At 70.7% G+C, this 15265-nt stretch carries 12 protein-coding genes; 7 read left to right on the top strand and 5 right to left on the bottom strand.

What is annotated here, in order from left to right:
- Nucleotides 1–18 precede the first annotated feature (18 nt).
- Nucleotides 19–990, top strand: coding sequence for an AraC family transcriptional regulator (locus AB0C16_RS18105; protein ID WP_357684194.1), 972 nt, complete (start codon nt 19–21; stop codon nt 988–990).
- A gap of 10 nt (nt 991–1000) precedes the next feature.
- On the opposite strand, the gene AB0C16_RS18100 is transcribed toward AB0C16_RS18105, so the two are convergent.
- Entirely contained in the window at nt 1001–1750 is a 750-nt protein-coding gene (locus AB0C16_RS18100; RefSeq protein WP_357684192.1) for an SDR family oxidoreductase, read from the bottom strand.
- Between the two features lie 100 nt (nt 1751–1850).
- Between AB0C16_RS18100 and AB0C16_RS18095 the strand changes: the two genes are divergently transcribed.
- Complete coding sequence (locus AB0C16_RS18095; RefSeq protein ID WP_357684190.1) at nt 1851–2933, top strand: TetR/AcrR family transcriptional regulator; 1083 nt, start codon at nt 1851–1853, stop codon at nt 2931–2933.
- A 23-nt stretch (nt 2934–2956) separates the two neighbouring features.
- Entirely contained in the window at nt 2957–3607 is a 651-nt protein-coding gene (locus tag AB0C16_RS18090) for a GNAT family protein (protein WP_357684189.1), read from the top strand.
- A gap of 142 nt (nt 3608–3749) precedes the next feature.
- Here AB0C16_RS18090 and AB0C16_RS18085 read toward each other — a convergent pair whose 3' ends face one another.
- From AB0C16_RS18085 to AB0C16_RS18070, 4 genes are all read right to left on the bottom strand, one after another.
- Nucleotides 3750–5246, bottom strand: coding sequence for an NADH-ubiquinone oxidoreductase-F iron-sulfur binding region domain-containing protein (locus AB0C16_RS18085; protein WP_357684187.1), 1497 nt, complete (start codon nt 5244–5246; stop codon nt 3750–3752).
- Nucleotides 5247–5274: 28 nt separating this feature from the next.
- Nucleotides 5275–6054 carry a hypothetical protein gene (locus tag AB0C16_RS18080; protein WP_357684185.1) on the bottom strand — a complete coding sequence of 260 codons (780 nt, stop codon included), beginning with the start codon at nt 6052–6054 and terminating at the stop codon, nt 5275–5277.
- A gap of 259 nt (nt 6055–6313) precedes the next feature.
- Entirely contained in the window at nt 6314–7735 is a 1422-nt protein-coding gene (locus AB0C16_RS18075) for a DUF1996 domain-containing protein (RefSeq protein ID WP_357684183.1), read from the bottom strand.
- Nucleotides 7732–8376, bottom strand: a complete 645-nt coding sequence (locus AB0C16_RS18070; RefSeq protein ID WP_357684181.1) for a DUF4142 domain-containing protein — start codon at nt 8374–8376, stop codon at nt 7732–7734. Before AB0C16_RS18070 ends, AB0C16_RS18075 begins: the two co-directional genes overlap by 4 nt.
- Before the next feature lie 117 nt (nt 8377–8493).
- On the opposite strand from AB0C16_RS18070, the gene AB0C16_RS18065 reads away from it, so the two are divergent.
- The 4 genes from AB0C16_RS18065 (at nt 8494) to AB0C16_RS18050 (ending at nt 15192) form a co-directional block, all read left to right on the top strand.
- Nucleotides 8494–9039 (top strand): sigma-70 family RNA polymerase sigma factor, encoded by a 546-nt coding sequence (locus tag AB0C16_RS18065; protein WP_357684179.1) that lies wholly within the window; start codon nt 8494–8496, stop codon nt 9037–9039.
- Complete coding sequence (locus AB0C16_RS18060; protein ID WP_357684177.1) at nt 9039–9236, top strand: zf-HC2 domain-containing protein; 198 nt, start codon at nt 9039–9041, stop codon at nt 9234–9236. The genes AB0C16_RS18065 and AB0C16_RS18060 overlap by 1 nt, the downstream gene beginning before the upstream one ends.
- 84 nt (nt 9237–9320) lie before the next feature.
- The gene (locus AB0C16_RS18055) at nt 9321–10124 is read left to right on the top strand and encodes a tryptophan 2,3-dioxygenase family protein (RefSeq protein ID WP_357684175.1); all 804 of its coding nucleotides are present in this window, start codon (nt 9321–9323) and stop codon (nt 10122–10124) included.
- A 37-nt stretch (nt 10125–10161) separates the two neighbouring features.
- Nucleotides 10162–15192, top strand: coding sequence for an NAD-glutamate dehydrogenase (locus tag AB0C16_RS18050; protein WP_357684173.1), 5031 nt, complete (start codon nt 10162–10164; stop codon nt 15190–15192).
- The last annotated feature ends 73 nt before the right edge of the window (nt 15193–15265 follow it).

The raw sequence follows: 15265 nt of genomic DNA, 5'->3' as shown, positions 1-15265 counted from the left end.
GCCGGGTAGACTCTCGATGTGGACGTGCTCAGTGACGTGATGGCCATCGTGCGCACCGGACGGCCCCGCTCCGCGCGGGTCGAGTGGCATGCCCCCTGGGGCCAGCGGTTCCCCTCGTCGCCCGGTTCGGCGGGCTTCCAGGTGATCCTCCAGGGCTCCCCTTGGCTGATCCCGCCCACGGGCGACCCGATAGCGCTCGGCGTCGGCGACGTGATGTTCTTCCCCCACGGGCACGGCTACGCGCTGGCCGACAGCCCGGCGACGCCGCTCGCCGAGTCGGCCTGCGACCCCGGCGACGAGGCGTGCCTGTTCGGCTCGGCGTCCTTCCCGGGCCCCGGCGCGGCCACGGTCATGCTCTGCGGCGGCTACCAGCTCGATCCCAGCCGGAGCCACCCGATCCTGCGTGAGCTGCCGGAGCTGATCCACCTGCCGGCCCACCTCGGCCACCGCCCCGAGCTCCGCGCCGCAGTCGAGCTGCTGGGCGGCGAGATCGCCAACCCTCGCCTGGGCGCCGACACCGTCGTGGCGTCACTGCTCGACACGCTGCTGCTCTACATCCTGCGGGCCTGGTATGACACGGGCCCCGGCCGGTGCCAGGTCAGCGGATGGGCCGCGGCCCTGGCCGACCCGGCGATCAGCGCCGTCCTCGACGCCGTCCACGACGACCCCGCGCACCCGTGGACGCTGCCGTCGCTGGCCGACCTGGCGGGCCTGTCCCGGGCGGCCTTCTCGCGCCGCTTCACGACCCTGGTCGGGCAGTCGCCGATGGCCTACCTCACCTGGTGGCGGCTGGCGACCGCCGGCCGCCTGCTGCGTGAGTCGGACGCCCCGCAGGCCGAGGTGGCGACGCGCGTCGGCTACGGCTCGGAGTTCGCCTTCGCCAACGCCTTCAAACGTCACTACGGCGTCGCTCCCGGCAGATACCGTCGCGAAGGCTGCCCGCGGCCTCCGGGGCCGGTGGACGGCGGAGAGGTCGTGGCGGTGGGCTGAACCGGCGGCGTCAGGCCAGGCCGCCGTTGGCGTAGACGGTCTGGCCGTTGATCCAGCGGGCCGGGCCGGCCAGGAAGGAGACGATCTCGGCGGCGTCCTCGGGCCTGCCGAGGCGCTCCAGCGGGGTCATGTGGGCCATCTGGTCGATGGTCCCCTCGTCCTTGCCGCGCAGGAAGAGAGGCGTCGCCGTGGGCCCGGGCGCCACGGCGTTGACCGTGATGTCACGGCCGCGCAGCTCCTTGGCGAGCACCAGGCTGATCGCGTCGACCGCCGCCTTGCTCGCCGCGTAGGCGGAGTAGGTGGGCAGGGCGAGCTTCGTCACCGAGGTGGAGAAGTTGATGATCGCCCCGCCCCGGCGCATCCGGCGGGCGGCCTGCTGGGCGACGACGAAGGTGCCGCGGACGTTGGTGCGGTGCATGCGGTCGAGGTCGGCGAGATCCAGCTCGGCCACCAGGGCGAGGATCATGATGCCGGCCGCGTTGACGACCACGTCGACCCCGCCGAACTCCCGCTCGGCCGCGTCGAAGGCCTGCTCGACCGCCTGCTCGTCGGCCACATCGGCCTGGACGGCGATCGCCGAGCCGCCTGATGCGGAGATCGAGTCGACCACGTCACCGGCCGTTGCCTTGTTGCCCGCGTAGACTATGACCACGGACTGGCCGTCGGCCGCCAGACGCTCGGCGACCGCCCGGCCGATGCCGCCCGATCCGCCGGTGACGATCGCCACGCGGCGGTCCTGCTCGCTGCTCTGAGTGCTCATGGTGCCCGCTCCCCGGTCGATGGTGCTCAGACCGCTAACAGTTCCACATTAGCAACGCTAACGTAAACGACGCTAACAAGTCTCTGTTATCGTCGATACCATGAATGAACGGGCGGCGAGTGAACGGACGGCCAGGGAGCGGATCGTGGCGGCGGCCGCCGGTCTGCTGACCGAGGGCGGCATGGACGCCGTGTCCACCCGCTCGGTGTGCGCCGCCGCCGGCGTCCAGGCGCCGACCATCTACCGGCTCTTCGGCGACAAGCAGGGGCTGCTCGACGCCGTCGCGAGCCACGGCTTCGCCACCTACCTGACGGCCAAGACCGCGCGGCGGCCGAGCGACGACCCCGTGCGCGACCTGCGCCACGGCTGGGACCTGCACGTCGAGTTCGGCGTCGCCAACCCCGCCTACTACACGCTGATGTACGGCAGGTCGCGCCCCGGAGCCGAGCCGCCGGCGGCGCGTGAGGCGGCCGCCATCCTGCGCGGGCTCGTCCACCGCGTCGCCGAGGCGGGCCGCCTGCGGGTTCCCGTGGAACGCGCGGCCCAGATGATCCACTCGGCCGGTTGCGGCGTCACGCTCACCCTGATCGCCACCGAGCCGCGGCACCGCGATCCCGAGCTGTCGGAGCTCACCCGCGAAGCCGTGCTGGCCGCCGTGACGACCCCCGCTCCGGGCGAGCCGGGCCCGCCCGAGACCGCCGATCCGCTGGCGCGCGGCGCGATCGCCCTGCTGGCCGCGCTGTCCGCGCCGCCGGGCCCGCCCGGCCCGTCCGGGCCGGACGGCCCGTCCGGGCCATCCGGGCCGTCCGGGCCGTTCGAGCCGCCGGGGCCGCCGGGGCCGTCCGGGCCGTTCGAGCCGCCGGGGCCGCCGGGGCCGCCGGGGCTGTCCGGGCTCGGGCCGTCCGCGCCGCCGGACGCCGGCCTGCCGCTGTCGGCCGCCGAGCGCGGCCTGCTCACCGAGTGGCTGAACCGCATCGCCGACCCGCATCGCCGGCCGGCGTCGTCCACCGGAAGCCAGTCGTCCACCGGAAGCCAGTCGTCCACCGGAAGCCAGTCATCGACTGGAAGCCAGTCGTCTACTGGAAGCCAGTCGTCTACTGGAAGCCAGTCGTCTACCGGAAGCCAGTCATCGACTGGAAGCCGGTCCGCGTCGTCGAGGGGAAAAGGAGAGGCGCCCCGCTGAGCAGTGGTGAAACGATGTGGCGCATGCGTCACTGGCCACTGTTCGACCTGTCCGTGACCACGCCGCGGCTGGAGCTGCGCTACCCCTCGCTCGCCGACCTCGACGAGCTGGCAGAGCGGGCGGCCGAGGGCGTGCACGAGACGGGGACGATGCCCTTCCTGGTCCCCTGGACCGACGCCGAGCCGGAGGAGCGGGCCAGGAGCACCGTCCAATACCACTTCCGGCAGTGGGCCGAGTTCGGCCCGGCGAGGTGGTCCGTCGACTTCGTGGCCGTCCTCGCGGGCCAGGTCGTGGGCACTCAGGGGGTCAGCGCGGCCGACTTCCCCGTCCTGCGCGAGGTCAAGTCGGGGTCCTGGGTGGGGCAGCGCTTCCAGGGGCGCGGCCTCGGCACCGAGATGCGCGCGGCCATGCTGCACCTTGCCTTCGCGGGGCTGGGCGCCGAGTACGCGACGACGGAGGCGTTCGAGGACAACCCCGCCTCCCTCGCGGTCACCGAGAAGTCCGGCTACCGCGACGACGGCGTCACACGCCACGTGCGCCGGGGCGAGGTGGCGGTCACCCGGCGCTTCCGCCTCGCCCGTACGAACTGGACACCCATGGAGGGCGTCCGGATCCACGGGCTGGAGGCATGCCTGCCGCTGTTCGGCCTGGAGAAACTTCAGCGGGCCGAGTGAGACGGCCCGGCCCTCCCGGGGGCGCCCCAGGCCGGCACCGGGCTGTCCGCGGTGGCCACGAGATCCACCGGCCGCCCGGCCGGCACCGGGCTGTACGCGGTGGCCGCGAGATCGCCCGGCCGCCCGGGCGGGCCGGGCCCGGTCAGCCCGTCCTCACCATCGCGGTCTCGGCCAGGCGCAGGGCCAGCGCGGGGCACATGTCGACCGCCCGTCGCGCCTCCTTGGCCATCCAGCCGGGCACGGTCCTGAACGACGGGAAGCCGTAGTCGTCCAGGTTGACGAACTCCGGCAGGAGGTGCGCGCACAGGCCGTGGCCCTGGCACCGGGTCCAGTCCACGTCCAGGCGATACTCCGGCTCGTTCTCGGGCTCGGGCAGCGGCAGCACGCCGCGCACCGGCCGGCCGCACGACCCGTAGTCGCGGTGCAGCGCGATGTCGGCCTCGAACGCCTCCAGCGCCGACAGCACGAACCTGGCCGTGCCGTCCGGGTGGAAGCAGGCGCCGCGACGTTCGACCGCCCGTACGGAGCGCCTGATGGCGTCCTGCGAGCCGCTGCCGTCGGTCAGCGCGAGCATCTGCCGGGCGATGTCCGGCAGGCCGAGCCGGCACGGGCCGCACTGGCCGGACGACTGGGCGGCCAGGTAGGCGGTGACCCTGGCCGCCTCGCCCAGCGGGCAGGTGTTCGCCCCGAGCGGCACCACGATGCCGGCGCCCAGCTCGCCTCCGGCCTTCTTCATGCCCTCGCGCGAGATCACCGCGGAGACGGCCATCTCGGGGCTCAGGAACGCGCCGTGGTAGCCGCCGATCAGCACCCCGTCGCCGGGCTCCGCGTCGCACAGGTCGAGCACGTCGGCCAGCATGGTGCCGGCAGGGACCTCCACGACCGCGTTGGTCGCGGCGCCGCCGCTCACGCTGAGCAGCACGGTGCCGGGCTCTCTGCTCGTGCCGACCTCGGCGTACTTCTGTGGTCCCAGCTCGGCGAGCAGGGCGAGCTGCGCGTACGTCTCGGTGTTGGACAGGAGCGTCGGCAGCCCGTCCACACCACTCGTGCTGGCGCGGCGCTTGCGACCGGGAGGCACTGCCTCCTCGCCGTTCACGCCGCGGACGAGCGCGCCGCCCTCGCCGGAGATGAACCTCTCCTGCAGGCCGACCACCCGGATCCGGATGTGGCTCTCCTTGGCGCCCGCCACGTTGGCGGCGCGCCGCTCGGCCACGGCGGCGGAGATCGACGCCTCGGCCAGCTCGCCCGCGACCGTGGCGACGACCACCTCGCGGGCGTTCAGCGCTTCGGCGGCGAGGATCGCGCCGTCGAGCACCTGGTGCGGCGTGCGGACGAGCAGCATGGCGTCCTTCGAGCTGGCCGGCTCGCCTTCGGCGCCGTTGACCAGCACCACGCTCTCCTTGGCGCCGGCCGCGTCGGCGACCGCCCGGAGCTTGCGGCCGAACGGGAACGCCGCCCCGCCCCTGCCGCGCATGTCCACCTCGTTGACCTGGGCGATGAGAGTTCCCACGTCCTGGGCGACGGGCTGGCCGTGCAGGGTGCGGTGGGCCGGCAGGTCCAGCCGCCTCGTGTGGTCCAGCCCGGCGGTCAGCCGGGCGGGGCCCACGCGTAAAACGTTCGGTGCCTTGTGCGGGATCACGGCTGCTCCTGGCGGTCGATGGGGGGTGTCATCCCGCCTCCCGGTACTTACGCCGGGCGGCGTCGAGGCTCACTGGAGCGTTGATCTCCTCGGGGCGCTCGATCGGCGAGTCGTCGACCTCGAGCAGGCCCACGGGCTCCGGCATGGCGGGCGGCCTGCGGAGCGTGGCCAGCACGCGTACCAGCAGGGCGGAGCCGACCGCCACCAGGCAGGCCACGTACGACCAGGTCACCCAGCGCTCGGCGGACCGGCCGGCGGTCAGGCCGTGCAGGATCGCCACCGGCCAGGCCAGATACGACCCGGCGTGCAGGATCCGCCATACCCAGGGCCTGCCCGTCACGGCGAACCGCCCGCGGATGATCCCCGTGACGATGATGAGGATCATCATGTCGGAGGCCAGCGCGCCGAACCCGATCCAGATCCCCGCCACCGGGATCACCGCCGCGGCCGGCGGCACGTGCCCGAGCGTGATCATGAGTGTCACGTGCGTGGCGAGGTAGGCCAGGCCGATCGCGGCGGTGGCCCGGTGCGCGAGTTGCGCCCGGACCCGGTTGGCGGGGGAGAGGAAGACTTTCTCGGTGGTGAGCAGGCCGAGCGCGACGGTCGCGGTCAGCAGCACGAGGGCGAAGACGCCCGCGTAGAACTCAAGGAAACCCACCCCGCGACCGAGCAGCGCCATGCCGCTGTTGGTCAAGGTCAGCGCGAACGCCGACAGCAGCAAGGCCGCGATCGAGGCGCTCGCCCCGAGCCGGACGTTGCGCGAGTCCAGCTTCGTCGGGGCGTGCAGGGGGTGTCGTCTGTGGAGCATCGGTTTCGTTTCCCTCCAAGGTCGGTTGAGGGTGCGACTCGGGAGGGTCGGGCTTGTCTCGCGCCGCCGCCCGACCGGCTTCGCCCGTCCGGTCCCGCCGGCCCGGACCGCCGCCTCCGGCGAGCCGTCGGACCGGCCCCTCGGGACGGGGGCCGGCCGTCTCGGCCGAGCCCGCGGAGGCGGGCTCTGGACGCCGGTGCGGCGGGAGGGTGGTGTGGGCCGGCGGGACCGGGGCGGTTCGGGGAAGGGCCTGGCCAGATCAGCAGCGGCGGCCCCTGTTGATGCAGTTGACCACGAAGGACATCAGCCGATCGGGCATGACGTTGGCGAAGTCCGCGTGGTCGGTGACGGGGTTGTGGAGTTGTTCGGGGAAGGCGTCCAGGGCGTACGACGGACCCTGGGGCACCGTGTAGGTGAGCGTCATCCGGAGTTGCGGAACCGCTCGGGTGCCCTGCGGGCAGGCCCCACCCTCGCCTGGGAAGACGATGTGCGTGCGGTGGTTGGCGCTGTCGGTGTTCTGACCGTCCCAGCAACTGGGGAAGTCCAGAATACGGGTGACCTGGCTACCACGCGGGCAGAGTGGATATTTGGTAGTAATCCGGTTGGTGAAGCCGGTGCACGTCCACGCGGCGCGGGCGTTGGCCCCGCCGTTCGTGGCGGCCTTGGCGTCACCGGTGATGATCCGCAGGAACCTCGGCATCGCGGTCACCCGGCTGGTCGCGTTGCCCCTGAACTGGAGCGTCACGGAGCGGGGCCGGAGCACCCGGCCGACGTTGCCGTCCGGGTCCTCGGTGTTGACGTCCACCTTGCGGTCGCGGATGACCGGCCAGAAGTAGGTCGACCTGTCGCCGAGCCGGCAGGTGGTGCCGGCGGCGGCCAGGCTCTCGTCGGTCGAGAACGCGTCCGTCGACAGGTTGCCCACGTAGTCGTGCAGGTGGTGCGCCCCGTTGCTCACGCCGGGGGCGACGATGAAGTTGTCCGGGTTGTTGTGCCCGTTGCGGTTGGTGCCGCAGGCGGAGACGAACGTGCCGCGCGAGCCGTTCCCGCCGCGCCGCGAGTCGAGCTGGTTGGACGGCGGGACCTGGCGGATGTCGATGAAGTCGGTCACGAACGGGCCGAGGTCGGCGCACTCGTTGTGGTCCTCGTCCTCGCCGGAGCCGGTCGGAGACGGCGACGAGGTGGCGGTCCGCGACGGCTGGCCGCTGGGCCCTCCGGTCGGCTGCCCGCTGTCGGTCGGGCCGACCGTCGGGGTGGGCGTGCGCGTGCTCCGCCGGCGGGAGAGCGGCTGTGCGGACTCGGCCGGCGCCTGCTCCAGGGCCTGATCGTCGGGCTGCTGCTCGGGCTGCGGGGCGGGTTCGAGGGCGCCGCCGCCCGACCCCTGCTGCTCCGTGCCCTGCTGGCCCGTGTCCTGCTGTTGCTCGTCCCGCTGCTGCTGGTCGCCGCCGTCCTGGCCGTCGGGGGCTTGGCCGGCAGGGTCGTCCTGGCCGTCCGGAGCCTGCGTTTCCTGTCCGCGCCGCTGCTGCTGTTGCTGCTGGGACTGTGAGGGCGAGGCGGTGGCCTCAGCCGGGTCGCAGTGATCCGCAAGCGCTGGACCGACGCTGATGACGGCCGCGGACACCAGCCCGCCGGCCACGACGGCCAAGGCGGACACGGCCGCGGCCATGCGTCTGGAACTGCTCATGGTTGTCTCCTAGGATCGACCGCCGCGGGGGCGGGTGGAGTGGCCGATGGAGTCGGGGGCTCGGGAAGCTGGTCGTAGTCGACCAGCCCGGTCGACTCGAGCAGCGTCATGTGTTTCATGACGACGTTCACCGCGTGCTGGCTGAACTTCCTGATCTCGCTGTTGCGGGTGCCTGCCCGTACGCCCGCGACGACGGAGAAGACCTTGCCGTGGGCGGCGCGCAGGAGGTTCGCGAAGTCCCGGTCAAAGGCGGGGCCGCTCTCGGCGGCCAGCTGGGCCATCCAGCTCTGCTGCTCGGGACTGGGCTCGTTGGGGAGCGCGACGCCGAGCCGGGCCGCGTACTGGCGGGTGACCGCGTCCAGTTTGGTGTGGTCCTCCACCAGATGCGCCCCCACCTCTTTGATCCGCTGGGACTCGGCGCGCTCCGCGGTCCACCGGCCGGTGGGAATCTCCCACAGGCCCGCCTGACGTACCTTGACCAGGAGGTCACGGTCCGCCGGCCCGAGCGGGCCGGAGGGCGGCACCGTCCACTGCGCGGATACCGGCGTGGTCATGGGCGGCATGATCAGCAGGATCGCGACGGCGGCGGCCACGGCGAAGGCGCCGAACATGAGGACCTCACCACGCAAAAGCCTGTGCATGATCGGAGGTACGCGGACTTCTCCGGGCCGGTTCACTCATCAACCGGAATAGTCAGAAATGACTGGAGTTATCGGAGTGGCTACCGGACTGATAACGAAGGTGTAAAGATGTGCCCCGTGCTAAGTCACCTCGACGGCAGGTTCGAGAGTGCGGATGCCGAGGCTGAGCATCGCATCGCGGCGCTCTACCAGGAGTTTGGCGGCCCCCTGCTGCGCCACGTACGCAAGTCGACCGGAAACGATCTTCAATGGGCCGAAGACGTCGTGCAGGAGACGATCGTCAGAGCCTGGCGTAACTCGGCAAGACTGCAATGGGAACCGGGCCTCATCTGGGCGTGGCTACTGACAGTGGCCCGCCGTATTGTGATCGACGGACGTCGACGCAAGAGCGTTCGGCCTCACGAGGTCGAGCCACCGGAGGTCGACATGCTCGCGGTCCCTGACGGGTCGGAACGGGCGTTATCGGCGATAGTTGTCGCCGACGCACTGCGCAATCTGTCAGAAGAACACCGCGAAGTCATTGAACAGACCTACCTTCGGGACCGTACGATAAGTGAGGCGGCGGAGATTCTGGGGATCCCGCCCGGCACGGTAAAGTCCAGGTTGTATTACGGGATCCGGGCTCTCCGTGTGCTTCTGCGGGACAAGGGGGTAGCCGGGTAATGCACGAAGGGGTGGCGGCCTACGTTCTCGGCGTCCTCGACGAGGACGAACACGAGGCGTTCGAGCGCCACCTCGACACGTGCCCGTCATGCCAGGCCGAGCTCAAGGAGCTGGCCGATGTTCCCGGTCGGCTCGACGAGCTCAAACATCTCCCCTCCGCCTCCGAAGACGACCCCCCGATGTCCATGTCACGTTGACGTATCTGCCCTTTTCGGGTGGTATCGGTAATGCGGCGCGTTCGTCCGGTCAACGATGACCGGACGATCTGGGGGAGGTGTTCGGTGGGGTCCAACCCTGATGCGGCCATCCCCTCTGACAGGCGGTTCGGTGAGGAAGGCGGTCGCCTCTCCTATGGCGCCTACCTCTGCCTCCCCGGCCTGCTCTCCCAGCAGCGGCCCCAGTCGGAGGCGCCGGACGAGCTGCTCTTCATCACCATCCACCAGGTCTACGAGCTCTGGTTCAAACTCCTCCTGCACGAGCTGGAGGCCGCCCGCGACGCCATGTCCGGCGAGGAGCTCTGGCAGGCCAGGCACCTGTTCCGCCGGGTGCACGCGGTGGAGAGGGTGCTGATCGAGCAGGTCGACGTCCTGGAGACGATGACCCCGCAGGACTTCCTGGAGTTCCGCGCGCAGCTGGCCCCGGCCAGCGGGTTCCAGTCGGTGCAGTTCCGGGAGCTGGAGTTCCTGTCCGGCCTGAAGGATCCCCGCTATCTCGGACGGCTCAAGGACGCCACCGGTGACGAACTCGCCAGGTTGCGCCGTCGGCTGGACGAGCCCACGTTGTGGGATGCTTATCTCACCGCCCTCTCCCAGCGTGGCCTGCCGGTCTCCGACGACGAGATCATGGGCTCGCTGCTGTCCGTGGCGAGGGACCGCAGGTCATACGACGACCTGTGGCAACTGGCCGAAGACCTGCTGACGCACGACGAGACCGCGGCTCAGTGGCGGAAGCGACACGTCCAGATGGTCGAACGGCAGATCGGCACCAAATCCGGCACCGGCGGCTCGACGGGCGCCCCCTACCTGCGCGGTAGGACCACTTTGCACTACTTCCCACTGCTGTGGGAACTAAGAGCCTGCCTGTGAACATGTTGGCAAACCCTCACAAAGGAGTGAGAGCGAAATGCCGCTCGACGAGGCCAAGGATGAGCTGCTCCAGCGGGTCGCGCTGCAGTGCGCGGCCGGCAGCGACCATGTGAGCCCCGAGGAAGCGCTGTCCTTCTTGCGGATCTACTACCGGCACGTCGCCCCCGACGACCTGTTCGACCGCGACCCGGTCGACGTGTACGGCCCCGCGATGTCGCAGAGACAGCTGGCCGAGGTGCGCCCACAGGGCAGGGCGGTGATCAGGGCCTTCACTCCCACCCTCGAGGAGAACGGCTGGGATCCCGGGCACTCGGTGGTGGAGGTCGTCACCGACGACATGTCCTTCCTCGTCGACTCGGTGACGATGGAGCTCGACCGGCAGGGCATCGGCACCTATCTCGTGGTGCACCCCCAGATGCGGGTCCGCCGTGACATGACGGGCCGGATGCTCGGCCGCGGTCAGGAGGACGTCACCGGCCAGATGCAGGTCGAGTCGTGGATACACATCGAGATCGACAAGCAGTCCGACCCCGAGGTGCTCAAGGCGCTCGAGGCCGACCTGGAGCGGGTCCTGTCCGACGTGCGGCACGCGGTCGAGGACTTCGCCAAGATGCGCACCCTGGCCGTGCAGACGGCCGAGGACCTTTCGATCAATCCGCCGCCGCTGGAGCCCGCCGAGGTGGAGGACAGCCTCGACCTGCTGCGCTGGCTCGCCGACGGGCACTTCACCTTCCTCGGCTACCGCGAATACCGCCTGGAGTCCACCGACCAGGGCGACGCGCTGCGGGCGCTGCCCGGCGCGGCGCTCGGCATCCTGCGCGACGACAGGATCGGCTCGTCGAGCTTCTCCGTGCTTCCTCCGGAGGTGCGGGCCAAGGCCCGCGAGAAGCAGCTGCTGATCATCACCAAGGCCAACTCCCGGGCCACCGTGCACCGCGCCGCCTACCTCGACTACATCGGGGTGAAGATGTTCTCCCCCGAGGGGGAGGTGATCGGCGAGCGCCGCTTCCTCGGCCTGTTCACGCACGTGGCCTACAGCGAGTCGATCTCCCGGATCCCGGTGCTGCGGCGCAAGCTGGCCGATGTGCTGGAGATGGCCGGGCTGACGGCCGAGAGCCACGACGGCAAGGACCTGATCGAGATCCTGGAGACGTTCCCGCGTGACGAGCTGTTCCAGACCTCGGTCGACCATCTGCTGCCGATCGCGCTCGGCGTGCTCCGGTTGCGCGAGCGCAAGCAGGTCAAGCTGTTCCTGCGCCGCGACGACTACGGCCGCTCCATCTCCTGCCTGATCTACCTGCCGCGCGACCGCTACACCACGCAGGTCCGGCTGAGGATGCAGGAGGTGCTGCTCAAGGCGCTGGGCGGCACGTCGCTCGACTACAGCGCGATGATCGGCGAGTCCGCGCTGGCCCGGCTGCACGTGGTCGTCCGGGGCGAGCGGGGCAGGCAACTGCCCCAGCCCAAGGTCGACGTTGAGGAGCTGGAGGCGCGGCTGGCCGCGATCACCCGCTCGTGGGGCGACGACCTGGCCACGGCGCTGACCGAGATGGTCTCCGAGGAGGAGGCCCCGGTGCTCACCAAGCGCTACCAGTCGGCCTTCCCCGAGGGCTACAAGGCCGACTTCCCGCCCAAGGTGGCCGTGGCCGACCTGCGCCGCCTGGAGCGCCTGTCCGGCGCCCCCGACGACGAGATCGAGCTCAACCTGTACGAGCCGTACGACGCCACGGAGGGGGAGCGGCGGCTGAAGATCTACAAGATCGGCTCGCCCATCTCGCTGTCGAAGGCGCTGCCGCTGATCCAGCGGCTCGGCGTGGAGGTCGTGGACGAGCGGCCCTACGAGATCGACACCGACTATGAGCGGCGAGCCGGGTCGGAGACAGCGAGGAACGAAGCCGGCGGAGGCCCGAGGGAGCGCGACCATGAGCAGGCTCCCGGCACCAGGAACGCCTGGATCTACGACTTCGGGCTGCGGTTCACTCCGTCGGACGAGGTCGACAGAAACGACTTCAAGCGGCTCTTCCAGGACGGGCTCATCGCGCTGTGGAAGGGCGAGGTCGAGGCCGACAACTTCAACGCGCTGATCCTGCGCGCCGGGCTCACCTGGGAGCAGGCCGAGATCCTGCGGGTCTACGCCAAGTATCTGCGCCAGGCGGGCACCGCGTTCTCGCAGCGCTACATGGAACGCGTGCTGCTCGGCAACGTGCGGCTGGCCCGGCTGCTCGTGCGCCTCTTCGAGGCGAGGCTGGACCCCAGGCGCTCCGACGACGTCCGGACCGACCTGGTCGAGGCGCTCAACGAGGAGATCCTGGGCGCGCTCGACGCGGTCGCCTCGCTGGACGAGGACCGGATCCTGCGGGCGTACCTCGAGATGATCCAGGCGACGCTGCGCACCAACTACTTCCAGACCCTCGACGGGGCTCACCCCCTGGGCGCTCCCCAGGGGCAGCGGTTCGGATCCGCTTCGCGGGACGTGCCGGATGACGCCCGGAGCGGGGCTTCTCGCCGCAAGCCGTACATATCCCTGAAGGTCGATCCACAGGCGATCAGCGTGCTGCCGCTGCCGCGGCCGACGTACGAGATCTTCGTGTACTCGCCGCGGGTCGAGGGCGTGCACCTGCGCTTCGGCAAGGTGGCCCGGGGCGGGCTGCGGTGGTCGGACCGGATGGAGGACTTCCGGACGGAGATCCTCGGCCTGGTCAAGGCACAGATGGTGAAAAATACCGTTATCGTGCCGACTGGGTCCAAGGGTGGATTTGTCGTCAAGCGCCCGCCTAAGTCTGGTTCGCGGGAGGACCTGCTGGCCGAGGGCGTGGCCTGCTACCGGATGTTCATCTCCGGCCTGCTCGACATCACCGACAACCTGGTCGACGGCAAGGTCTCGCCGCCGCCCGACGTCGTACGGCACGACGGCGACGATCCCTATCTGGTGGTCGCCGCGGACAAGGGCACCGCGACGTTCTCCGACATCGCCAACGGCGTGGCCAAGGAGTACGGCTTCTGGCTCGGCGACGCCTTCGCCTCCGGCGGCTCGATCGGCTACGACCACAAGGCCATGGGCATCACCGCCCGCGGCGCCTGGGAGTCGGTCAAGTACCACTTCCGCACGATGGGCGTCGACGTGCAGAACACCGACTTCACCGTGGCCGGCATCGGCGACATGTCGGGCGACGTGTTCGGCAACGGCATGCTGCTGTCGCAGCACATCCGGCTGGTGGCCGCCTTCGACCACCGCCACATCTTCGTCGACCCCTCGCCCGACGCGGCCCGCTCCTACGCCGAGCGGCGGCGGCTGTTCGAGCTGCCCCGCAGCTCCTGGGCCGACTACTCCGACAAGCTCATCTCGGCGGGCGGCGGCGTCTTCCCGCGCACGGCCAAGTCCGTCGCCATCACGCCGCAGATGCGCGAGGTGCTCGACCTGCCGGCGGGCCTCGCCTCGATGGCGCCGGGCGACCTGATCAGCGCCATCCTGCGGGCCCCCGTCGACCTGCTGTGGAACGGCGGCATCGGCACCTACGTCAAGTCCGGCGTCGAGTCCAACTCCGACGTGGGCGACAAGGGCAACGACGGGGTCCGGGTCAACGCCGGAGAGCTGCGCTGCAAGGTCGTCGGCGAGGGCGGCAACCTGGGCTTCACCCAGCTGGCCCGGATCGAGTTCGCGCTGAACGGCGGGCTGAACAACACCGACTTCATCGACAACTCGGCCGGCGTCGACACCTCCGACCACGAGGTGAACATCAAGATCCTGCTCGACCAGGTCCTGCGCGACGGCGAGCTGACCGACAAGCAGCGCAACCAGCTCTTCACCTCGATGACCGGCGAGGTCGCCGACCTGGTGCTGCGTGACAACTACGCGCAGAACGTGGTGCTGGCCGCGACCCGTACCCAGGCCGTGGACATGCTCCACATCCACGCCCGCTACCTGCGCAAGCTGGAACGCGACGAACTGCTCAACCGCGACCTGGAGTTCCTGCCGTCCGACAAGGCGCTGGCCGAGCGGCGCCAGGCCAGGCTCGGCCTGACCCAGCCCGAGTTCGCCGTGCTGCTGGCCTACACCAAGCTGGTGCTCGACGCCGACCTGCTCGGGTCCGACCTGCCCGACGACCCCTACCTGGCCTCCTGGCTGGTGTCGTACTTCCCGTCGGCGCTGCGCGACCGGTTCAGGACGTACATGGACGCCCACCCGCTGCGCCGCGAGATCATCACCACCGGCGTGGTCAACGAGCTGGTCAACTCCATGGGCACCACGTTCATGTTCCGCTTCGCCGAGGAGACCGGCGCCTCGGCGCCCGACATCGTCCGCGCCTACCTGGTCACCCGCGAGGTGTTCGACCTGCCCAGCTTCTACCGTCAGGTCGAGGCCCTGGACAACCAGATCGACACCGACACCCAGATCGCCATGCTGCTGGAGGGCCGCAAGCTGGCCGAGCGCGGCACCCGCTGGCTGCTCATCAACCGGCGTCCGCCGCTCGACCTGGCGGGCTCGGTCGGCTTCTTCGTCAAGGGGGTGGACGGCCTGCTCGCGCACATCCCCAAGCTGCTGGCCGGCCCCGACCTGGCGGCCTACGAGGAGCGCCGCGACTCGTTCGTCGCCAGGGGAGTGCCGGTCGAGCTGGCCGAGCGGGTGGCGGCCATGGTGCCCGCCTACTCCACGTTCGACCTGGTGGAGATCTCGTCGCTGACGAGCCGTCCGGTCAACGAGGTGGCGGAGGTCTACTTCGACCTCGCTGAGCGCCTGCAACTGGCCCGCCTCAGGGAACGCGTCATCGCGCTGCCCCGCGACAACCGGTGGAACGCGATGGCCCGCTCGTCCCTGCGTGACGACCTCTACGCGGCGCACGCCTCGCTCACGCGTGACGTGCTGACCCACAGCACGCCCGGCCTGTCACCGGAGGATCGCCTGGCCCACTGGACCGAGGGCAACGCGGCCGCCGTCGGGCGCTCGCGGCAGACGCTGTCGGAGATCTGGGAGAGCGACACCTTCGACCTGGCCACCCTGTCGGTCGCGCTGCGCGCGATCCGCACCCTGGTGGCGGCCAGCACCCTGCCTCCCAACGCGGAGGCCTGACACCCCGCTTCCGGCACGGTGCATCCTCCGGTACGGCGCGTCGCGCGGCGGTGACCTCCCAAGGTCACCGCCG

The organism is Nonomuraea sp. NPDC048916 (genome assembly GCF_040649575.1).
Classification (GTDB): domain Bacteria; phylum Actinomycetota; class Actinomycetes; order Streptosporangiales; family Streptosporangiaceae; genus Nonomuraea.
This window is presented reverse-complemented; position numbering and strand designations above follow the sequence as displayed.